Source organism: Bordetella genomosp. 8 (assembly GCF_002119685.1).
In the GTDB taxonomy this organism is placed as follows: domain Bacteria; phylum Pseudomonadota; class Gammaproteobacteria; order Burkholderiales; family Burkholderiaceae_B; genus Bordetella_C.
Window position 1 is genome coordinate 2,033,149 of sequence record NZ_CP021108.1, and the last position, 18,473, is coordinate 2,051,621.

Annotated in this window: 24 protein-coding genes; 15 read left to right on the top strand and 9 right to left on the bottom strand. The window is 64.9% G+C overall.

From position 1 onward, the window contains the following. Nucleotides 1-10: 10 nt before the first annotated feature. The 4 genes from CAL12_RS09320 (at nt 11) to CAL12_RS09335 (ending at nt 3,902) form a co-directional block, all read left to right on the top strand. Nucleotides 11-451 carry a DoxX family protein gene (locus tag CAL12_RS09320; protein ID WP_086064230.1) on the top strand — a complete coding sequence of 147 codons (441 nt, stop codon included), beginning with the start codon at nt 11-13 and terminating at the stop codon, nt 449-451. Then, on the top strand, nt 448-729 hold the full coding sequence (locus CAL12_RS09325; RefSeq protein WP_086064231.1) for a XapX domain-containing protein: 282 nt from the start codon (nt 448-450) through the stop codon (nt 727-729). Before CAL12_RS09320 ends, CAL12_RS09325 begins: the two co-directional genes overlap by 4 nt. 29 nt (nt 730-758) lie before the next feature. Continuing rightward, nucleotides 759-1,460 carry a YoaK family protein gene (locus tag CAL12_RS09330; protein WP_086067776.1) on the top strand — a complete coding sequence of 234 codons (702 nt, stop codon included), beginning with the start codon at nt 759-761 and terminating at the stop codon, nt 1,458-1,460. Between the two features lie 396 nt (nt 1,461-1,856). Further along, nucleotides 1,857-3,902, top strand: a complete 2,046-nt coding sequence (locus tag CAL12_RS09335; RefSeq protein ID WP_086064232.1) for an OPT family oligopeptide transporter — start codon at nt 1,857-1,859, stop codon at nt 3,900-3,902. 15 nt (nt 3,903-3,917) lie between these two features. Here the strand turns inward: CAL12_RS09335 and CAL12_RS09340 are convergent, their stop codons facing one another. After that, nucleotides 3,918-4,154 carry a hypothetical protein gene (locus CAL12_RS09340; RefSeq protein ID WP_086064233.1) on the bottom strand — a complete coding sequence of 79 codons (237 nt, stop codon included), beginning with the start codon at nt 4,152-4,154 and terminating at the stop codon, nt 3,918-3,920. Between the two features lie 269 nt (nt 4,155-4,423). Between CAL12_RS09340 and CAL12_RS09345 the strand changes: the two genes are divergently transcribed. Beyond that, nucleotides 4,424-5,677: a D-alanyl-D-alanine carboxypeptidase family protein gene (locus tag CAL12_RS09345; protein ID WP_086064234.1), complete on the top strand. Its 1,254-nt coding sequence runs from the start codon at nt 4,424-4,426 to the stop codon at nt 5,675-5,677. A gap of 142 nt (nt 5,678-5,819) precedes the next feature. After that, entirely contained in the window at nt 5,820-6,869 is a 1,050-nt protein-coding gene (locus CAL12_RS09350) for an ornithine cyclodeaminase (RefSeq protein ID WP_086064235.1), read from the top strand. A gap of 33 nt (nt 6,870-6,902) precedes the next feature. Here CAL12_RS09350 and CAL12_RS09355 read toward each other — a convergent pair whose 3' ends face one another. Then, a complete protein-coding gene (locus tag CAL12_RS09355; RefSeq protein ID WP_086064236.1) occupies nt 6,903-7,334 on the bottom strand; it encodes an Lrp/AsnC family transcriptional regulator in 432 nt (143 codons plus the stop codon). 197 nt (nt 7,335-7,531) lie between these two features. On the opposite strand from CAL12_RS09355, the gene CAL12_RS09360 reads away from it, so the two are divergent. Both CAL12_RS09360 and CAL12_RS09365 read left to right on the top strand, forming a co-directional pair. After that, entirely contained in the window at nt 7,532-9,133 is a 1,602-nt protein-coding gene (locus CAL12_RS09360) for an MDR family MFS transporter (RefSeq protein WP_086064237.1), read from the top strand. Nucleotides 9,134-9,135: 2 nt separating this feature from the next. After that, complete coding sequence (locus CAL12_RS09365; RefSeq protein ID WP_086064238.1) at nt 9,136-9,579, top strand: MarR family winged helix-turn-helix transcriptional regulator; 444 nt, start codon at nt 9,136-9,138, stop codon at nt 9,577-9,579. Between the two features lie 92 nt (nt 9,580-9,671). Here CAL12_RS09365 and CAL12_RS09370 read toward each other — a convergent pair whose 3' ends face one another. Beyond that, nucleotides 9,672-9,830: a DUF3309 family protein gene (locus tag CAL12_RS09370; protein ID WP_086064239.1), complete on the bottom strand. Its 159-nt coding sequence runs from the start codon at nt 9,828-9,830 to the stop codon at nt 9,672-9,674. Between the two features lie 236 nt (nt 9,831-10,066). Between CAL12_RS09370 and CAL12_RS09375 the strand changes: the two genes are divergently transcribed. After that, nucleotides 10,067-10,342 carry a DUF1488 family protein gene (locus CAL12_RS09375; protein WP_086064240.1) on the top strand — a complete coding sequence of 92 codons (276 nt, stop codon included), beginning with the start codon at nt 10,067-10,069 and terminating at the stop codon, nt 10,340-10,342. 21 nt (nt 10,343-10,363) lie between these two features. Here the strand turns inward: CAL12_RS09375 and CAL12_RS09380 are convergent, their stop codons facing one another. Further along, nucleotides 10,364-11,797, bottom strand: coding sequence for an aminotransferase-like domain-containing protein (locus CAL12_RS09380; protein ID WP_086064241.1), 1,434 nt, complete (start codon nt 11,795-11,797; stop codon nt 10,364-10,366). Between the two features lie 177 nt (nt 11,798-11,974). Between CAL12_RS09380 and CAL12_RS09385 the strand changes: the two genes are divergently transcribed. Beyond that, a complete protein-coding gene (locus tag CAL12_RS09385; RefSeq protein ID WP_157792931.1) occupies nt 11,975-12,325 on the top strand; it encodes a hypothetical protein in 351 nt (116 codons plus the stop codon). A gap of 8 nt (nt 12,326-12,333) precedes the next feature. Here the strand turns inward: CAL12_RS09385 and CAL12_RS09390 are convergent, their stop codons facing one another. Further along, nucleotides 12,334-13,959: an NAD(P)/FAD-dependent oxidoreductase gene (locus CAL12_RS09390; RefSeq protein WP_086064243.1), complete on the bottom strand. Its 1,626-nt coding sequence runs from the start codon at nt 13,957-13,959 to the stop codon at nt 12,334-12,336. A 105-nt stretch (nt 13,960-14,064) separates the two neighbouring features. Then, entirely contained in the window at nt 14,065-14,256 is a 192-nt protein-coding gene (locus tag CAL12_RS09395) for a hypothetical protein (RefSeq protein WP_086064244.1), read from the bottom strand. A 189-nt stretch (nt 14,257-14,445) separates the two neighbouring features. Here CAL12_RS09395 and CAL12_RS09400 point away from each other — a divergent pair, with 189 nt between their 5' ends. The 3 genes from CAL12_RS09400 to CAL12_RS09410 all read left to right on the top strand — a co-directional run bounded on the left by CAL12_RS09400 (nt 14,446) and on the right by CAL12_RS09410 (nt 15,395). Next, nucleotides 14,446-14,583 (top strand): entericidin A/B family lipoprotein, encoded by a 138-nt coding sequence (locus tag CAL12_RS09400; protein ID WP_086064245.1) that lies wholly within the window; start codon nt 14,446-14,448, stop codon nt 14,581-14,583. A 97-nt stretch (nt 14,584-14,680) separates the two neighbouring features. After that, nucleotides 14,681-14,893 (top strand): hypothetical protein, encoded by a 213-nt coding sequence (locus CAL12_RS09405; protein ID WP_086064246.1) that lies wholly within the window; start codon nt 14,681-14,683, stop codon nt 14,891-14,893. Between the two features lie 79 nt (nt 14,894-14,972). Further along, a complete protein-coding gene (locus CAL12_RS09410; RefSeq protein ID WP_086064247.1) occupies nt 14,973-15,395 on the top strand; it encodes a BPTD_2524 family lipoprotein in 423 nt (140 codons plus the stop codon). 1 nt (nt 15,396) lies between these two features. On the opposite strand, the gene CAL12_RS09415 is transcribed toward CAL12_RS09410, so the two are convergent. Continuing rightward, nucleotides 15,397-15,642, bottom strand: coding sequence for a hypothetical protein (locus CAL12_RS09415; protein WP_086064248.1), 246 nt, complete (start codon nt 15,640-15,642; stop codon nt 15,397-15,399). Nucleotides 15,643-15,657: 15 nt separating this feature from the next. Continuing rightward, nucleotides 15,658-15,915 (bottom strand): hypothetical protein, encoded by a 258-nt coding sequence (locus CAL12_RS09420; RefSeq protein ID WP_086064249.1) that lies wholly within the window; start codon nt 15,913-15,915, stop codon nt 15,658-15,660. Between the two features lie 99 nt (nt 15,916-16,014). Between CAL12_RS09420 and CAL12_RS09425 the strand changes: the two genes are divergently transcribed. Next, nucleotides 16,015-16,485, top strand: a complete 471-nt coding sequence (locus CAL12_RS09425; RefSeq protein WP_198298412.1) for a hypothetical protein — start codon at nt 16,015-16,017, stop codon at nt 16,483-16,485. On the opposite strand, the gene CAL12_RS09430 is transcribed toward CAL12_RS09425, so the two are convergent. Continuing rightward, nucleotides 16,470-17,105, bottom strand: a complete 636-nt coding sequence (locus CAL12_RS09430) for a TetR/AcrR family transcriptional regulator (protein ID WP_086064250.1) — start codon at nt 17,103-17,105, stop codon at nt 16,470-16,472. The genes CAL12_RS09425 and CAL12_RS09430 overlap by 16 nt on opposite strands. Before the next feature lie 69 nt (nt 17,106-17,174). Between CAL12_RS09430 and CAL12_RS09435 the strand changes: the two genes are divergently transcribed. Further along, nucleotides 17,175-18,458, top strand: a complete 1,284-nt coding sequence (locus CAL12_RS09435; protein WP_086064251.1) for an MFS transporter — start codon at nt 17,175-17,177, stop codon at nt 18,456-18,458. Nucleotides 18,459-18,473 lie beyond the last annotated feature (15 nt).

The window sequence follows — 18,473 nt, forward strand, 5'->3', positions numbered from 1 at the left end:
GAGACCCACCATGGAAAGATCACACGCGATCCCGACAAGGCACGGCGGCCGCGCGCTGCCGCGGTCCCTGCAATGGGTGGCCTTGCTGCTGCTCTGCTCCGCCTACCTGCAGGGCGGGCTGGTCAAACTGTTCGACTTCGCCGGCGCGGTCGCCGAGATGCAGCACTTCGGCATGGCGCCTGCCGCGCCCCTGGCCGCGGCGGTCATCGCGCTGGAGCTTGGCGCTTCGGCGATGATACTGTCAGGCTGGCGGCGCTGGCTGGGTGCCCTGGCGCTGGCGGCTTTCACGCTTGCCGCCACCTTCCTGGCGCTGCGGTTCTGGAGCGCGCCGCCCGACGCCCGATTCATGATGGCGAACGCCTTCTTCGAACACCTGGGACTGGTGGGAGCCTTCCTGCTGGTGGCCTGGCACGATCTGAACCGCCGCCTCAACACCGGAGCCGAAACATGAAGGTTTATCTGATTTCCCTGGGTGCGGGCGTGCTGGTGGGCATCATTTATTCGTTGCTGGGCGTGCGCTCTCCGGCTCCGCCAGCCATCGCGCTGATAGGGCTGCTCGGCATGCTGATAGGTGAGCAGGTGCTGCCGCCCGTCAAGCGCATGATCGCCGGCGAACCGGTCACCACGGCCTGGTTCCGGCAGGAGTGCGTGCCCAAGATAACCGGGGCCCCGCCCGCGGAATCGACGCGTGTCGCGGCGGCCTGCGATAGCGGCAAGGAGCAGCCATGATGGCGCAGCCGCCCGGATCGTCCCCCACCATGAAGGCCGCGTCCCCGACGGCTGCCGCGGCAGACCCGCCGGCCTGGTTGCTGTCGTTTACCGCGGGCTACGTCGACGTCGTGGGCTTCGCGGCGCTGTTCGGCCTGTTCACCGCCCATGTGACCGGCAACTTCGTCATGATAGGCGTCCAGCTCATCGGTGCGTCGGAGGGACTGCTCGCCAAACTGCTGGCATTGCCCGTTTTCGTGGTGGCTGTGGGCGGCACCCGGTTGTTGGAAGCATCCCTGCGTCGCCGGGGGATGCCCGTCGTGCCGATCTTGTTCGGCATGGAGGGCGTCTTGCTGGCCCTGTTCACGGCGGCCGGCCTTGCCGCGCAACCCATGACCGACCCTGGCGCGCCGGTGGTCGTCATCTGCGGCATGCTCGGCGTCGCGGCAATGGGCATACAGAACGCCATGTCCCGTACGGTGCTGTCAGAGGCCGGTCCGACCACGATCATGACGGGCAACACGACGCAGATCGTCATCGACGCCGTCGACCTGCGCAATGCGTCGCCGGAGGCGCGCGCGTCGATACGGCGTCGACTCGGCAAGATGGTGCCCGCCGTGGCAGGTTTTGCCGTGGGCGCCATTATCGGCGCCCTGGCCTTCAAGCAGTTTTCCTTCTGGTGCGGCCTGTTACCCACGGCCATCCTGCTGATATCGGCCATCCGGCATCCACGCGAAAAAATCGCCGCATAAGAAAAAAACGCCACGGCCGAAGCCGTGGCGACAATTGCGCTACGTTCGCTCGTACGGATGCTGCGTTACCGCAAAAAGCGACGCGCAACAGTACCAAAGCACTCTTTAGTACAAACGCCGGGGGCGGTCCGCCTCTGTAACGTAATGCTCCTTGCATTTTTGTATGCACGCAGATGCAAAGCATTGGTTTGTCTGGCTTCACGACTATCCTGACGATCAGCTTGGCGTACCCTCGTATACGGCTCGATACAACCTTGCAACTGGTCGGACCTCTTCCTCGGGAAATGCTGCGGTAAATAACCGTGATCCCCGAAGGGTGGGGTCGCCGGCCCATTCGCTGTGTCCGGCTGCCCCACGGATAAAATCGCCCGTTTCGTACATGGCCCGCAGACCGATATGACAGAGAACCCACGCATTCCAGATCAAGCCTCGCTGCCCGAATTGACGTTGCGGGGCATCATCCTGGGGGTGCTGATCACCGTGGTGTTCACGGCTTCCAATGTCTATCTGGGCTTGAAGGTGGGCCTGACGTTTTCGTCGGCCATCCCGGCGGCGGTGATTTCCATGTCGGTGTTGCGCCTGTTCCGCGATGCCAACATCCTGGAAAACAATATGGTGCAGACCCAGGCGTCCGCGGCCGGCACCTTGTCGGCGGTGATCTTCATCCTGCCCGCGCTGGTGATGATGGGACACTGGCAAGGTTTTCCCTTCTGGCTGACGCTGGCCGTCTGCGCCGCGGGCGGGATGCTGGGCGTAATGTTCACGATTCCCCTGCGGCGCGTGATGGTGGTGCAGAGCGACCTGCCTTATCCGGAGGGCGTGGCGGCGGCGGAAATCCTGCGGGTGGGCGCGTCGGCCTCCGTCAGCCACGGCGGCGCACGTCGCGGCCAGGGTACCGGGTTGGCGGACATCGCCACCGGTGGCGTGGTCGCGGCGGCGGTCAGCTTCGCCAGCAGCGGGCTGCGGGTGCTGGGCGACGGCGTCAGCATCTGGTTTTCGGCGGGAGCCGCCATCTTCCACATCCCCATGGGCTTTTCCCTGGCCCTGTTGGGTGCCGGCTACCTGATCGGCATCGTCGCGGGCCTGGCAATGCTGACGGGACTGCTGATCGCATGGGGAGTGTCCGTACCCGTACTGACGGCGCTGCATCCCATGCCCGCGGGCACGACGCTGGCGGCTTATGCCACGAGCCTGTGGTCCTCACAGGTACGGTTCATCGGCGCGGGCGTGATCGGCGTCGGCGCCATCTGGACGTTGGCGACATTGGCCGCCCCGATGGCGCGGGGGCTGAAGACCACGTTTTCCGCCATGGGCGCGCGACAGGGGCAGGGCGGCAGGGACGTGCCCCGCACTGATCGCGACCTGCCGGGCTACTGGATCGCGATGATCAGCCTGGCCATGGTGGTCGTGCTGGTCCTGACTTTCCATGCCTTCCTGTCCGGCGCGCCACTGGCCGCTGCGTTGACGTGGCGGCTGGTCGCCGCGGCGGTCGTCTTTGCTTTCGTATTCGGCCTGCTGGTGGCCGCGGCGTGCGGCTACATGGCGGGCCTGGTCGGTTCGTCGACCAGCCCGATCTCCGGCGTGGGCATCGTGGCCATTGTGCTGGTCTCGCTGCTGATATTGGCCATCACCAGTCACGACGGATTGCTGGCAACTGAATCCGGACGGCAGCTTGCCATCGCGGTGGCGATCTTCACCACGTCCGCGGTGATCGCCGTGGCGTCTATTTCGAACGACAACCTGCAGGACCTGAAAACCGGCTGGTTGGTTGGCGCCACGCCGTGGCGCCAGCAGGTCGCGTTGCTGATAGGCTGCGTGGCGGGCGCGGTGGTCATCTCGCCCATACTGGAGCTGCTCTATAACGCCTACGGTTTCGCGGACGCCTTGCCGCGCGCCGACATGGACCCCTCGCAGGTCCTGTCAGCGCCGCAGGCCACGCTGATGCTCGCCATCGTGCGCGGCATATTCACGCATCAATTGAATTGGACAATGATCGTGATCGGCATGGGAGTCGGTGTCGCCTTGATCGTGGTGGACCAGATACTCAAGCACACCTGCAAGACCGCGCGCATGCCGGTCCTGGCCGTGGGCATCGGCATCTACCTGCCACCCACGGTGAGCGCGCCCCTGGTGCTGGGCGCCGTGCTGGCATGGCTGGTGTCGCGCGGCCTGCGCCGCCGGATCGACGCGGGGCAGGCGGACGCCGCGGCCGCCGAGGCCGTGGATCGCCGCGGTACCCTGATCGCGTCCGGCTTGATCGTGGGCGAGAGCCTGGTCGGCGTCGTCATGGCCGCGGTGATCGGTGCGAGCGGCAAGGAAGCGCCCATGGCGATCGTCGGTGCCGGATTCGCGACCATCGCCTCCTGGCTGGGGCTGGCCGTGTTCCTGGCGGTTGCCTGGCTGTTCGCCCGGCGCGTGCTCGCCGTCGCCGCGCGGCACTGAGCGCGGGCGCATGCGTTAATCGTGGTAGGCCAGGCGCAGCGGCAGGTCTTCGCGTTCAGCGAGGCGGCGGCTGGCTTCTTCGACCAGTTCATCTTCGGCGGCGCGCAGCGCGGCAACGCCGCTCAGGCCGGTGCTGCGCTCCACCCGTCGCAGGACGTCGGTGGTGCAGCGGCATGCCACGTATCGATGTCCGGTTTCGAGCCAGAACACGGCTCCGTCCTCGACCACCGCTATTTCCCAGATCGCCGCCATCGCATCCTCCCTAAGTCCAGGGTTAACATTGCGCCCGGGAAACGTGGCCCGGACATATGGGTTATTCGCTGATGAGTGCCCAGTCTAGGCAGCCTCATCCCTGTCGGGTATCAGATGGACGTACTACGGCTCCCGTACGACAGGCCCATGCCGTACAACAGACGATGCATGTCGGGCCCGGACACTCATGCGTGACTGAACCTTATTCGCTACCGATGGACTAAGGCTCACGGCTTTTTCGTCCCCAATCCGTGGAATTTTTGTAAAGAATGTCTAAGAAGCTACTTGTCGTTTTGTGGTCCGCCGCAGTCCTTTGCACCACGGATGCCGTCCTGGCCGCGGCTCCCGCCACTACCCCTTCGTCGCCGCAGGCCGCCGCCCCCGCGCAGGCCGCGTCCACCTTGCCGCCTGCCCCTGACGCGCCTACGCCGGATGCCCGGTCGTGGCTGCTGCTGGACGCCACCAGTGGGCAGGTCATCGCTTCCAATAATCCCGACGAGCGTGTGGAACCCGCGTCGCTGACCAAGATCATGACGTCGTACCTGATCTTCCAGGCGCTGCGCGACAAGACGCTGAACCTCGATCAGATGGTGACCATTTCGGCGAACGCCTGGAAGGTCGCGCCGGGAAGCTCCAAGATGTTCCTGGAGCCGGGCATGCGCGTCAGCATCGACGATCTGCTGTCGGGCCTGTTGATCCAATCGGGCAACGATGCCGCGGTCGCGCTGGCCGAGGCCGCCGCCGGCTCCGAGGCTGCCTTCGTGCAGCGCATGAACGAAACCGCCGAACGCCTGGGACTGAAGTCCTCGCACTTCAACAGTCCGCATGGCCTGCCGGATCCGCAAACCTATTCCACCGCGCGTGACCTGGCGACACTCACCTCGCGCGTGATCCGCGATTTCCCGGATCTTTACGTGCGCTATGACCACGTCAAGTCATTCCGTTTCAACAACATCACCCAGCCCAATCGCAATCGGTTGCTGTGGAGCGATCCCTCGGTCGATGGCGGCAAGACCGGCCATACCGAGGCGGCCGGCTATTGCATGGTGGCATCCGCGGTGCGTCCCGGCGCGGCGGGGCAGCGCCGCCTCATCGCGGTGGTGATGGGTACGCCGTCGGACAAGGTGCGGACAGCGGCCACCGGCATGCTGTTGAACTGGGGCTTCCAGAACTACGAAACCGTGAAGCTCTATGCCAAGGGCCAGTCGCTGGGCAACTCCACGGTGTGGAAGGGCCAGCAGGCACAGGTGCCGGTGGGTTTCGATCGCGACGTCTATGCCACCGTGCCGCGCGCATGGGTACCGAAGCTGCAGAAAATCGTCAATCGGCAGGGGCCGCTGATCGCGCCGCTGCCCTTGGACAGCCAGGTGGGCACCGCGGATCTGCAGATCGACGGCCGCACGATCCAGAGCTACCCCATCGTCGCCCTGCAAGCCGTGGAGTCCGCCGGGATGCTGTCGCGCGGCTGGGACGGCATGCGGCTGTGGGTGTATGGCCTGATGAACGAAAAGCCGCCGGCATGATGGCACCCTCGTCGCTGCTGACGTTATGGCAGAATCGCCTGTCATAGCGTCAGCCGGATCGACACTTGTGGGCATCTTGCTGGCTTTTCGTTAATCCGGGTCACGGTCATGATTCTCTTCCGTTCAAGCGAAAGAGAAAAACATGACAAGATTGATCGATGTTCCCGGGATGGCCGCGCTGATGCGGCAGGTCGGCATCGCCCCTTTCATGCGCGAGCTGGCGCAACGTATACGGGCTGATTATCTGCGCTGGCCCGAATTCGAAAAATCCGCCCGGCTGGCGTCGCATTCGGACGTCGGCGTCATCGAATTGATGCCGGTGTCCGACGCCGCGCGCTACGCCTTCAAATACGTCAACGGGCATCCTGGCAACACGGCGCTGGGTTTGCCCACCGTCATGGCCTTCGGCGTGCTGGCCGATGTCGCAACGGGTTATCCCCGTCTGCTTGCCGAGCTGACGCTGACTACCGCGATGCGCACGGCCGCCACCTCGGTCGTGGCCGCCGCGGCCCTGGCCCGGCCCGGTTCGCGCACCATGGCCCTGATCGGCAATGGCGCGCAGAGCGAATTCCAGGCCATCGCTTTCCACGACATGCTGGGCGTCGATGAGATCCGTATATTCGATGTCGACGAGCAGGCGACCGCCAAGCTGCGGCGCAACCTCGCGACGGCCGCGCCCGCCTTGCGCGTGGTCGTGGCTCGCGATACCGCGACGGCCGTGCGCGGCGCCGATATCGTCACGACGGTGACGGCCGATAAAGCCTATGCCACCATCGTGACACCAGACATGATCGAGCCCGGCATGCATATCAATGCCGTGGGCGGCGACTGCCCGGGGAAGACCGAAATCCATCCGGACATCCTTCGCCAGGCACGCGTGATCGTCGAATATGAGCCTCAGTCGCGCGTGGAAGGCGACGTGCAGCAATTGCCGCCGGATTTCCCGGTCGTGGAGTTGTGGCAGGTAGTGGGTGGCCAGCAGCCCGGTCGCGAGTCCGCGCGGCAGGTCACGGTGTTCGATTCGGTGGGCTTCGCGCTGGAAGATTATTCGGCGCTCTGCCTGGTCGCCGAGCTGGCGGAAAAGCATGGCATCGGCATGGCGCTGCCCTTGATCGCGACTGGCGAGGATCCCAAGGACCTGTATGCGTTCGCGCTGGACGGAAACGGCAACGCGCTGCGCGTTGCGGCGTAGGCGGGGGCCGGCCAGTGCGCGGCGTCGCCATCGCTACTTGTACACGGCCAATAGCAGGTTGGTCTCGGAGTTGGCGATGCCCTTGATGCGCCGCAGGTCGCGCAGCACGCGGTCGAAGGTGGCCAGATCCTGCACGCGGATTTCCGCGACCAGGTCCCAACGTCCGCTGGTCGAATGAACCTGCACGACCTCCGGCAAGCGGCGCAGTGCCGATAGCACCGCATCGGTTTCGTTTCCCCTGACCTCTATCAGCGTCATCGCGCGGACGCCTTCGTCCTCGGTTTCGCTACGCAGGCGTATGGTGAAGCCCAGGATGGTTCCGCCGCGCACGAGGCGATCGATGCGGTTATGAACGGTGCCGCGCGACACCGACAATTTTTTCGCCAGGGTCGCGGTGCTCAAGCGGCCGTTATCGCGCAACAGCGCGATGAGCCGGCGATCCAGATCGTCCAGGACTTCTTGCATGGGGCCTTGCGCGTTGCGGGGGCATGTACGCCCCCCGCATTCCTTGTGATGGCGGGGGCTGCGCTACTGTAGCACCCCGGACTTGCAGGCCGAGCCTGGCCGCGCCCCCTTGCTATCCCCGCGCCGCGGGGGCATTCGACGTTTCGCGCCGCTTGCGCTAGAATCTTTGATAGATCAATTATTGATGCATCCATAAAATGGCTCCCCGCGCTCCCGCCACGCCGCACTCCGCCGGCCAGGTGTTGCCGTTCCGCCAATCGCTGATGGCGATGCTGGGCATGTGTTTCGTGGTCATGATGGTGGCCATCGACCAGACGGTCGTCGGCACTGCCTTGCCCACCGTCGTCGCCGAACTGAAGGGCTTCGACCTGTATGCGTGGGTGGCGACCTCCTACCTGCTGACCTCGGTTATCACCGTTCCCATCTTCGGGCGCCTGGGCGACTACTACGGCCGCAAGCCCTTCGTCGTGTCGGCCATCGTGGTATTCACCGCCGCGTCGGCGCTGTGCGGGGCCGCCGACAGCATGCTGTTCCTGGTGATCGCGCGCGCGCTGCAAGGCATAGGCGGCGGCATGCTGGTGGGAACGGCGTTCGCGTGCATACCCGATCTGTTTCCGGATTCCTACGTGCGCCTGCGCTGGCAGGTCATGTTCAGTACGGCTTTCGGCATCGCCAATGCGGTCGGGCCGTCGCTGGGCGGGTTCCTCACGGAGTACTACGGCTGGCGTTCGGTGTTCTACGTCAACATCCCGGTCGGTCTCCTCGGCTTGTACTTCGCCTGCCGGCATCTGCCGCACCTGCGGCACAGCGACCCCAACCAGAAAATCCGTCTGGACTGGCCCGGTGCGCTGTTGATCGCGCTGGCGCTCGGGGGCCTGCAGCTGGTGGTGGAGCTCTTGCCGGGCAAGGGCGTCGACAGCGTGACGGTGTCGCTGGCCGCGGCCAGCGTGGTGGCCTTCGGACTGTTGTTCTGGTGGGAGCGGCGCTGCGAACAGCCGCTGCTGCCTTTCGACATGTTCCGCAATGCCAGCCTCGCGCCCTTGTTCGTGCTGGCCCTGCTGGTCGGCGTGTCGATGTTCTCGCTGCTTTTCTACGCGCCCCTGCTGCTGCAGGGCGGCTTCGGGCTATCCCCCAAGGATGCCGGCTTGTTGATCACGCCCATGGTGGTGTGCATCACCGTGGGCAGCATCGCCAACGGCCGCATCGTCACGCGGATCAAGAACCCGAACAATATGTTGTATGTCGGGTTCCTGCTGATGTGCCTGGCCACGGCGGGCGTCATTTCCACCCACAGCTACACGCCGGGCTGGCTCATCGCCACCTATATGCTGGCCGCCGGACTGGCCCTGGGCTTCATCATGCCCAACCTGACGGTTTTCGCGCAGGAGACGGCGGGCCGCGCGCATCTGGGCATCGCCACCGCTTTGCTGCAGTCGCTGCGCATGGTCGGCGGCATGGTCGGTACCGCGGTGGTGGGCACCATGGTCAACCACAGCTATGTCAGCGGCGTGCGTACGTCCCTGGAGAGTGGCCAGGCGACGCGCTGGCTGGATGCCTTGGACGATCCGCAGATACTGGTCAATCCTTCCGCGCAAGCCCAATTCCTGCAGCAGGTGGCCGCCGTGGGCCGTGACGGCGCGGCCTATCTCGAGGCGGCCCGCGTGTCGCTGGTCGGCGCCATCCATGACGGACAGATCATCGTGCTGGCGATATGCATCCTGTCGCTGTGGTTCGTGCGCCGCGTGCCTCCCGTACGCCTGACCCGCCATAGCAAGGTCGCCAGCGCCCCCGCGGAGTAAACATGCCGAAGGAGCAACAAGGGCTGCATACGGTGCAGATGCTGGGCCAGGCCTATCGCGCGATGATGGCGGCCTTCGAGGCGAACGTGGGCCACGCCTTGCCGCGCTGGCGCATCCTGCTCGCCCTGCATGAGGCCGGCGCGTTATCGCAGAAAGTGCTGGCTGAACGCTGCCGCCTGGATCCCGCATCCCTGACGCGGCAGCTGCAGGCCATGGAAGCCCTGGGCTGGATCAGCCGCACCGTCGACGAAAACGACAATCGTCTGATCAACGCCGTGCTCACGCCGCAAGGCAAGCGTGTGGTTGCCGATGCGCTGCCGCGACGCGCGGCGTTTTTCGACCATGCCATGCAGGGGCTCACCGCCGAACAGATCCGGAGCTGCCACGAAGTCCTGGCCACGCTGGAGGACAATTTCAAGGCTGCCCAGCAACGCGTGGCAGGGTGATGCCTGGCAGGGTAACGCGTGTCCACGACGGTCCACGAAAGAATGCCGGCTCCCATACGGGAGCCGGCATTCTTTCCCCCGCGGACTGGACGCTATATGGCGCCAACCAGCAGCAGCACGATGACGATGACCAACACCAGTCCCAGGCCGCCGCTGGGGTAGTAGCCCCAGCTGCGGCTGTGCGGCCAGGTGGGCAGGGCGCCGACCAAGAGCAGAATCAAAATGATCAACAAGATGGTTCCGAGAGTCATGTCATTCTCCTTATGCCGGTTGAAAGACCGAACAACCGATAGGCGATGCGCGATTCGCATCACATCTGACGATGAGCAAAAATCGGACCCGACTTACAGCTGCAAACACCATCGGCGAGAAAAAGCAAATCATCCGTACGAAGGATGTTGCCCAAATACGTCGCTAATCCTTAAGCGTTACACACTGACATATGCCGCTTCGATACGATAAGTCGACCATCGCACGGAGATCGGACATGACCTACGATAACAACGCCATTAACGATCGCGCCGCGCATGTGATCTGGTTCGAAACCTCGGCCGGCGCCAGGACGATCAAGGCCGGCGTTTCCTGGGAATTACTGCGGGATCGCTTCGGCGCCCGCATGGAAGAAGAAGACCTGCTGACGGCGTATCGCGGCAATAGCCGTATGCTGCACGCGCTGGCGCAGCGCAAGTTCCTGGAAAGCCATCCAGTGCCTGTGATGCTGGGCCAGTCGGACTTCGCCGACGAAGGCCGGCACGGCCGGTAGGTCTGGCGACGCGGGCGTCTCTCAGTGCTTGCCGCCCACGATACGCCCGAGCGTCTTGATCGCCGCCTGCAGTTCCGCGCTCATGGGATGCGAGCAACTGACACGTAAAAAGTGCTCGTAGCGATCCGAGTTGGAAAACATGCGACCGGGCGCGACGCGTATGCCGTCCCGCAACGCCAGTTCGAATACATCCTTGGACGAACGCGCGTCAGGCATTTCCACCCATAGCAGCATCCCGCCCCGGGGCACGCTCAGGCGCGTCCCGCGCGGGAAGTGTTCCGCTATCGCGTGCGCCATGCCTTCGCGCTGTGTCTTCAGCCGCCGCCGCAGGCGCATCAGGTGGCGATCGTAGGCCTTGGATTGCAGGACTTCCGCGATGGCGAGCTGCGGCGTCGCGCCGTTCGGGCGGCTTTGGACGAATTTCAGCATGGCCAGCCGGGCTTTCCAGCGGCCGCCTATCATCCATCCCAGGCGTGATCCCGGCGCCAGGGTCTTCTGCATGGACGCGCAGTAGATGACGTTGCCGTCGCGGTCCCATGCCTTCGCGGCGCGCAGCGGCTCGTCGCCGTCCGCCAGCGCGCCGTAGGTGTCGTCCTCGATCAATGGAATGGCCTGGCGCTCGCACAGCGCGACCAGCCGCGCCTTGTCCTCGTCCGGCATGATGCTGCCCAGCGGGTTGTGCAGGTTCGGCACCACCACCACCGCCTTGATGTCGGCGTGGGTCTGGAAAGCCAGGTCCAGGGCCTCGATCGACAGCCCCCGCTGCGGACTGGTGGGAATTTCCAGCGCGCGCATGCCCAGGCTGCCGATGACCTGCAGCAGTCCGAAGTAGGCCGGCGATTCCACTGCGATGGTATCGCCCGGGCCGGCCACCGCGCGCAGCGCGATGTTCAGCGCTTCTATGCACCCATGGGTAACGATGATGTCCTCGGGGCTCGCGTTGATGCCGGCGTCCAGTGCGCGCCTGGCCAGCGTCGCGCGCAAATAGGGATGGCCCTGGTGCGGCGCCGGCCGCGCCAGCGATTCCGGATAGCGGCGCACGGCGCGCAGCATGGCCTGCTTCAACGCGTCGACGGGGTAGGCGTCCGGTGGCGCGACCGAGTTGGCGAAATCGACGCGCGGCGGATGCATCGCGCTCTTGGCGATGAAGTCGGAAACGCGGTCATGGATGCCGACGTAGGATGCGGCGTCCAGGACCTGGCGCGTGTCCGGCTCGTCGACCGGCAACAGCTTGGCGCGCTGGGTCTTGAGCACGAAGTAGCCGGAGCGCGGCCGCGCTTCGATCAGGCCGTCGTCCTCCAGGCTGCGACAGGCTTGCAAGGCGGTGCTGATGCTGACCTGGTGGAGCCGGACCAGGGTGCGCACCGATGGCATGCGCGAGGTGGGGGCGAGGACTCCGGAATAGATTGCTTGCCGGTAATGTTCGGCCAAACGCTGATACAGAGGCTGTTCCATCGCTCAATCATTGCGTACGCCAGCAGAGACGCAACAGGCACAGTTGTAGAGGAATCTGACGGTAACAGAAATCCTAGATGTCAATTGCTTCCGTGCACAAATCTCGGTCCTGTACCTGGGACGTCGCGCAGACGGCGCCTAAGCTGCACAGGTCTGGCAACACACTTGGAGGTAATTGTGAAAACGCATCGCGCCGACTGGGATATTTCGCTTTCATGCGGTGAAACACGCGTGGTTTATCTGCCACGGCGTGCGCTTATCCTGGGAGTCAAAGGGCAGGTGACTGTCGTTGAACGTGTGGGTGGCATCGGTGATGGCGGCTTCAGCCTGTGCATTCCGGTACGTGCGGGCGAATCGCACGAGCTGACCTATGGCGGCCAGGTGCTGGTCCGTGCCACGCAGGTTTCCAATCTGCACATCGTCCCGCCGCAGCCGTATTTCGCGGTATGGCGCGCGCGCTGCGCGCGCATGTTCAAAGGCTTGCAGCAAACGGCTTCCGCCGTCAGCCGCCACCTGCACGGCGCATGAAAGGCGTTTCAGGCGGCGCGCGTTCCGTGGCGTGCGACGATATCCCGTGCGACCGCTTCCGCGATCTCGATGCCATCGATGGCCGCGGAATAGATTCCGCCCGCATACCCGGCGCCTTCCCCGGCCGGGTACAGTCCGGCCGTGTTGATGCTTTGGCAGTCGTCGTCGCGGCGCTTGATGCGCAGAGGCGACGAGGTACGCGTTTCGACGCCGGTCAATATCGCATCGCCCATGGCATAACCCTTGATCTTGCGATCGAACGCCGGCAGGGCTTCACGGATGGCTTCGATCGCATAATCGGGTAAGGCGGTCGACAGGTCGGTCGGCGTCACGCCAGGCGTATAGGAAGGTTGCACCGCGCCCAGTGTGGTCGACGGCCGCCGCGCCAGGAAGTCTTCCACGCGTTGTCCCGGTGCGAGATAGCCGCCGCCGCCCAGCTCGAATGCGCGCGATTCCCAGAACCGCTGGAAGTCGATACCCGCCAGCGGGCCGCCCGGGTAGTCGTCCGGGGTAATGCCCACCACGATGCCCGCGTTGGCATTGCGCTCGGCGCGCGAGTACTGGCTCATGCCATTGGTGACCACGCGATTCGGCTCGGAAGTGGCGGCCACCACGGTCCCGCCAGGGCACATGCAGAAGCTGTACACCGACCTGCCGTTGTTGCAGTGATGCACCAGTTTGTAGTCCGCGGCGCCGAGCACGGGATGGCGCACATGCTTGCCGAAGCGGGCGCGGTCGATCAGGCTTTGCGGATGTTCGATGCGAAAACCGATCGAAAACGGCTTGGCTTCCAGGTAGACGCCGCGCTCGTGCAGCATCTGGAAGGTATCGCGGGCGCTATGGCCGACCGCAAGCACGAGATGCGTGCAGGGCAGGTATTCGCCGCCGGCCAGCGTCAGGCCGCGCACCCGGCCGCCGTCCAGGTCCAGGTCTTCCACCCGGCTCTGGAAGCGGACCTCCCCGCCCAGCGCCTCGATGGACGCGCGCATCTTCTCCACCATGCTGACCAGGCGGAACGTGCCGATGTGAGGCTTGCTGACGTATAGGATTTCTTCCGGCGCGCCGGCCAGGACGAACTCTTCCAGCACTTTGCGGCCCAGATGGCGAGGATCCTTGATCTGGCTGTAAAGCTTGCCGTCGGAGAACGTCCCCGCGCCACCTTCGCCGAACTGGACATTCGACTCCGGATCCAGCACCCGCTTGCGCCAGAGGCCGAATGTATCCTTCGTTCTTTCCCGTACAGATTTGCCCCGCTCCAGAATAATGGGACGAAAACCCATCTGCGCGAGGATCAATCCCGCGAACAGGCCACAGGGACCCATGCCGACCACCACAGGGCGGGACGCGTCGGGAGCCATGGCGGCGTTCGCGACGAATCTGTACTGCATATCAGGCGTTTCGGCGACGTGCGGATCGCCAGCACAGTTGGCGCGCACGGCCGTCTCGTCGCGCAGCTGTACATCGACGGTATAGACCAGCTGGATGTTGTCGCGCTTGCGGGCGTCGTAGCCGCGGCGGTAGACATGCAGGGATAGCAGATCGGAGGGGGGGATGGCGAGGCGCTTGGCGACGGCTTGGGCCAGCGCCGGTTCGGGATGATCAAGCGGAAGCTTGACTTCGGAAATACGTAGCATGGTGTGGGAATCCGGCGCCGCTTATGGCGCATAGGGCGCGGGCGCCCGATGGGCCCGCAGGCTGCAGTGTAGCAAGCAGCCAGGGCCCATCGCGGCTCAACGCGGCTATTCCCCCAGCCGCCCTCCGCCTTGCGGGGACGGGGGCGAATCCGGCGGATCGCCAGGCGTGGGTGGATCGCCGGGAATGGGCGGCTCGCCCGGGGCGGGTTCCCGGTGAGGCGCGTCCGCGATCAGGTCTTCGACGACATGCGCCGAGCTTGGCGTGCGCGGATTCAAGGTATTGGGCGCGATGGACATGGCGATCCCCCTGTGTGGATGGACCTTGCAAGTTGCAAGCGCCATACCCGTATGGCCGGCCAGGGGCAAGGGCGAATGGTCTGAAACTGCTGGGCACGAGCCTTGCTGAGAGGTACACGTCTGGATGGGCGACCAAAGCGTCCAGGATCCGGAAACTTCCATCCATACGACTCCATAAAGGAAAGACCGATGAAAAACAAAGCCATTCTCGCTGTTCTGCTCGCCGTTGCCGCCCTGTCGGCCGGCTGCAATACCGTTTCCGGCGCTGGTAAGGATATCGAGCGCGGCGGTGAAAAAATCCAGGGCGCGGCCGATCGCAATAAGTGATGCACCAGGCGCTGACGGCCCCGTCTAGGACGGGGCCGCCGGTGTCATGTCTGTTTCGTGCGTGTGGTTACGTTGAAATCCGCTGGAGGCGATAACAATGTTCAGAACCATGCCCTCGCTTACGCCGGATCAATTCCGTTGGTTGAAGGAATTGCGTTCGCGTGCGTCGCTGGTGGGATTCGAGATACCCGAACCCGTGCGGGGACAACTGGCAGCCTTGAATTACATCGAGGACCGCGACGGCAAGTCGACGGTCACGCGGCCCGGCGCGGCCGCACTGGGTTCGTATCGCGAGCCGCTTCGTCCTTGAGCCGGCTCGGCTGGGCTGGCGATGCCTCGACGTAGCTGATGCATAATCCACGCTTCATCTAGGAACGTGGAGCAGGGTAATGCCCGGATGCCGTCCATTGCTGTTCGCCGCGCTGGCATTGCTGGCCGGCTGCGCGTCGGGTATCGAACCCGGCGGCAATTTTCCCGCCGTGACCTTCGACGTCGCCACGCCGTACGATGCAGCCTTGCGCCGTGGCAGCGAGTTCGTGCGGATCTGCCATACCGCGCCGGAGCACCCGTATGGCGTGGAGTATCGCGACACCATGACCCTGGACGAGAAGTTCGCGGTGGGTCGCATCGTGGTCATCAAGGTGCCCGAGCCCACCGTCCATCTTGAAGTCCTCGAGTTCAAGCCCAAAGGCAAGACGGACGCCACCGTGACGGCCACGGTGGTGGGACGCGACATCTGGGACCAGAAGGAGCTGGAGGCCGTCCAGCGGTCCATCGAAACGGCGACGCCTGTCTGCCGGCCCGCTAGCTAGGCTATTTCGACTCATCCTTGGTTTCGGATTCCGACAGATCGGAGGCCTCGTTGGCGTAGACGTCGTTCTCCGGGCGTGGGATGCCGGGGTCGCCAGGATCCGACAGGGCCCTGCCGTCGCGCGGCATGCCGGCCACGGTCGGCGATTTGTCGGGTTCCGGCAGGATACGGGTGCCGCGGCGCGTAGCTTCGTCGGCATTGCGGATCGAGTTGCGGGGATCCTGGGCGTTTCGAGGCGTGTCAGGCATAAATGCTCCTGCGGTTCAGAAAATGTTCGAGTCGCGCACGTGCTTCTTGTACGGGGCCGGCTTGGTGTTGTCCGCCCAGCTGCCATCCCCGCGGGTTTCCTCTTCAGGCTGGCTGGCGTCGCGGGCTTCATCGGGTGTGCTGGCGGTGGGCGCCGGAGGCAGGTTGGGGACATCGACGGGGGAGTCCGGTGGAAACACCCGGCCTTGCTCGCCGGCTTCCTCGCGCCGGGAACCTTTGTCGCTGGCCTTACCGGCTGATGTTGGCTTGCTCATGATGGGCTCCTGTCATATTCGATATCGGGCGCAAGGCGCGTTCCCGTCACACCCAATCCCCGCTATGCTTGCGTCTGCCGCCGTTCACGCCATGGAACCATGGATTACACAGATCACCCCCGCTCTTCCAACGCCTATCAGGCGCTGACGTCCCACGCGCTCTCAGGCTTTCGTTTCCTGGGCTGGATCAATGGTATCGCCGCGCTGATGCTGCTGGCGTTTTCCCTGGGCGTGGTGGGCGGCGACGTCGATCCGCCCGATCTGCGGCAGCCCATCGCCGCGTATGCGCTGGGGCTGGCGGCCTGCGCGATCGGCGTCCTGTTTTCCTATCTGGCGCACTTCAGCATCTTCCGGCAGATCGCCGCCGGCCGCAGCGGCAAGGGCCATTGGTTGCCGCTGGTCCTGGCCGCGCTGGCGTATTTCGCCAGCGTTGCCGCATTCGTGATGGGGTGTTGGGGCGCGGCCACCGCGGCGGCCGATGCCCCGCAGAACGATGTTTCCTACCGCGCCGACGCGGGCTTCGCCGTGCCCTTGCTGCCGCTGCGCGGCCAGCTTCATTCCGGCAAGTAGGCCGATATCAGTTTTTCCGCCGCGTCCGCCACGCTGCGGGCCGGCCCGCCGCCGGATTGCTTGAAGATCTGCGCCGACACGAAGCAGCCTTCGAGCAGCAACAGCAGGGCGTCGCCCAATGTGTCCGCGTCCGTCGCGCCAGCCTCGCTGGCCAACTGGCGCAAACGGGCGCGCAGGGCGTGCTTGTTCGCTTCCGCGACGGCCCGGCCGGGATGCACGTCCCGGTCACCGGGGTATTCCACGACCGAGTTGGTCAGGGCGCAGCCGCGGTACTCCGGGCGCTGGATACGCCTGGCGACATGCTGGAAATAGGCCAGCAACTGCGCGCGGGGGTTGCCGGCGTGCGGTCGTATCGCTTCATCGAAGCGCTGGAAAAACGCCGCGTCGTAATCCTTCAGGTACGAGGCCGCCAGTTCATCCTTGGAGCCGAAGCTGCGGTATAGCGTGGGCTTGGTCGCGCCCGCCTGGGTGACGATCTCGTCCACGCCGACGGCGCGTATGCCGTCGCGATAGAAAAGCTCGTGCGCCGTGCGGCGTATTCGTTCCGCCGCGCGCGGCTGCTTGGGTGAACCGGAATCGGTGCCGGTGGTCACGGTGGCGTTGGGGAAGGCACGGGTCATAAGTATGGCTTGACAATGTTACCGAGCGGTACGTAAGATTCGCCACTCGGAAACGTACCGGTAAGTAACATGACTATAGCCCGTTCCAGGCCTTTTGGACAGAAGTACGCCTTCGTCGTGGTCGCGATGGCCTTCATCGCACTGCTGGTGGGCGCCGGCCAGCGCGCGGCGCCGGGCGTGCTGATCGTACCGCTGGAGCAGGCATTCGGCTGGGGGCGGGACGTGACGTCGCTGTCCGCCGCCATCGGCATTTTCCTGTATGGCCTGGTTGGTCCCTTCGCCGCCGCGTTGATGCAGAGCTTCGGCGTGCGCCGGACCCTTATCTGCGCCTTGTCCCTGATGGCGGTCGCCAGCGGGGTCAGCCTGTGGATGACGCAACCTTGGCAATTGATCCTGTCCTGGGGCGTGCTCTCCGGGCTGGCGACGGGTTGCGTGGCGGTCGTGTTCGGCGCCACGGTGATCAATCGCTGGTTCGTCAAGCATCGGGGCCTGATGATGGGCATCCTGACGGCGAGCACGGCGACTGGTACCTTGATTTTCCTGCCCGGCATGGCCGCCCTGACCGAAGCGGGCGGCTGGCGTCCGGTGGTGATCGTGGTGGCGGCGGTCTGCCTGGCGCTGGTGCCGCTGGCCTGGTGGCTGATGCCCGAACGACCGTCCGACATCGGGCTGGTTCCCTATGGCGCAGCGCCGGACTATGTGCCGCCCGCGCCGCTGCACAACAACCCGCTGAAGGCCGCGTTCGGCGCCCTGAAGCGCGCCATCGGCACGCGCAATTTCTGGTTCCTGTTCGCGACCTTTTTCGTCTGCGGCTTCACCACGAACGGCCTGATCGGCACCCACTTCATCGCCTTGTGCAGCGACCAGGGCATCGCCGAGGTGCGCGCCGCCGGCCTGCTGGCGATGATGGGCTTGTTCGACCTGGTGGGCACGACCGCGTCCGGCTGGCTGACCGACCGCTACGATCCTCGCAAGCTGCTGTTCATGTACTACGGCTTGCGCGGCGCCTCGTTGATATTCCTGCCGTTTTCGGATTTCTCGATCTACAGCCTGGGCATCTTCGCGGTGTTTTACGGGTTGGACTGGATCGCCACCGTCCCGCCGACCTTGAAGCTGGCGGTGGAGAGTTTCGGCGAGCGGGACGCGCCCATCGTCTTCGGCTGGATCGTGGCGGGACACCAGATCGGGGCCGCCAGCGCGGCCTTCATGGCGGGCGCGGTGCGGCAGGCCCAAGGCAGCTATTTCCTGGCCTTCATCATTTCCGGCGCGACGGGCATCGTGGCCGCGATCATCGCCCTGCAGATCCGCAAGGCCAAGGTACAGGGCGCGCCCGTGGCGGCCAGCGCGACGTGACGGTATACGCAAAAT

Excerpts from the sequence above, each read along its gene's own strand:
- CAL12_RS09335 (WP_086064232.1), top strand. The coding sequence starts at position 1,857 with ATGACAGAGAACCCACGCATTCCAGATCAAGCCTCGCTGCCCGAATTG.
- CAL12_RS09410 (WP_086064247.1), top strand. The coding sequence starts at position 14,973 with ATGCCCGGATGCCGTCCATTGCTGTTCGCCGCGCTGGCATTGCTGGCC.
- CAL12_RS09320 (WP_086064230.1), top strand. The coding sequence starts at position 11 with ATGGAAAGATCACACGCGATCCCGACAAGGCACGGCGGCCGCGCGCTG.
- CAL12_RS09425 (WP_198298412.1), top strand. The coding sequence starts at position 16,015 with ATGGATTACACAGATCACCCCCGCTCTTCCAACGCCTATCAGGCGCTG.
- CAL12_RS09430 (WP_086064250.1), bottom strand. The coding sequence starts at position 17,105 with ATGACCCGTGCCTTCCCCAACGCCACCGTGACCACCGGCACCGATTCC.
- CAL12_RS09380 (WP_086064241.1), bottom strand. The coding sequence starts at position 11,797 with ATGGAACAGCCTCTGTATCAGCGTTTGGCCGAACATTACCGGCAAGCA.
- CAL12_RS09350 (WP_086064235.1), top strand. The coding sequence starts at position 5,820 with ATGACAAGATTGATCGATGTTCCCGGGATGGCCGCGCTGATGCGGCAG.
- CAL12_RS09355 (WP_086064236.1), bottom strand. The coding sequence starts at position 7,334 with ATGCAAGAAGTCCTGGACGATCTGGATCGCCGGCTCATCGCGCTGTTG.
- CAL12_RS09370 (WP_086064239.1), bottom strand. The coding sequence starts at position 9,830 with ATGACTCTCGGAACCATCTTGTTGATCATTTTGATTCTGCTCTTGGTC.
- CAL12_RS09405 (WP_086064246.1), top strand. The coding sequence starts at position 14,681 with ATGTTCAGAACCATGCCCTCGCTTACGCCGGATCAATTCCGTTGGTTG.
- CAL12_RS09420 (WP_086064249.1), bottom strand. The coding sequence starts at position 15,915 with ATGAGCAAGCCAACATCAGCCGGTAAGGCCAGCGACAAAGGTTCCCGG.
- CAL12_RS09325 (WP_086064231.1), top strand. The coding sequence starts at position 448 with ATGAAGGTTTATCTGATTTCCCTGGGTGCGGGCGTGCTGGTGGGCATC.
- CAL12_RS09340 (WP_086064233.1), bottom strand. The coding sequence starts at position 4,154 with ATGGCGGCGATCTGGGAAATAGCGGTGGTCGAGGACGGAGCCGTGTTC.
- CAL12_RS09360 (WP_086064237.1), top strand. The coding sequence starts at position 7,532 with ATGGCTCCCCGCGCTCCCGCCACGCCGCACTCCGCCGGCCAGGTGTTG.
- CAL12_RS09330 (WP_086067776.1), top strand. The coding sequence starts at position 759 with ATGAAGGCCGCGTCCCCGACGGCTGCCGCGGCAGACCCGCCGGCCTGG.
- CAL12_RS09400 (WP_086064245.1), top strand. The coding sequence starts at position 14,446 with ATGAAAAACAAAGCCATTCTCGCTGTTCTGCTCGCCGTTGCCGCCCTG.
- CAL12_RS09415 (WP_086064248.1), bottom strand. The coding sequence starts at position 15,642 with ATGCCTGACACGCCTCGAAACGCCCAGGATCCCCGCAACTCGATCCGC.
- CAL12_RS09390 (WP_086064243.1), bottom strand. The coding sequence starts at position 13,959 with ATGCTACGTATTTCCGAAGTCAAGCTTCCGCTTGATCATCCCGAACCG.
- CAL12_RS09395 (WP_086064244.1), bottom strand. The coding sequence starts at position 14,256 with ATGTCCATCGCGCCCAATACCTTGAATCCGCGCACGCCAAGCTCGGCG.
- CAL12_RS09345 (WP_086064234.1), top strand. The coding sequence starts at position 4,424 with ATGTCTAAGAAGCTACTTGTCGTTTTGTGGTCCGCCGCAGTCCTTTGC.
- CAL12_RS09365 (WP_086064238.1), top strand. The coding sequence starts at position 9,136 with ATGCCGAAGGAGCAACAAGGGCTGCATACGGTGCAGATGCTGGGCCAG.
- CAL12_RS09435 (WP_086064251.1), top strand. The coding sequence starts at position 17,175 with ATGACTATAGCCCGTTCCAGGCCTTTTGGACAGAAGTACGCCTTCGTC.
- CAL12_RS09375 (WP_086064240.1), top strand. The coding sequence starts at position 10,067 with ATGACCTACGATAACAACGCCATTAACGATCGCGCCGCGCATGTGATC.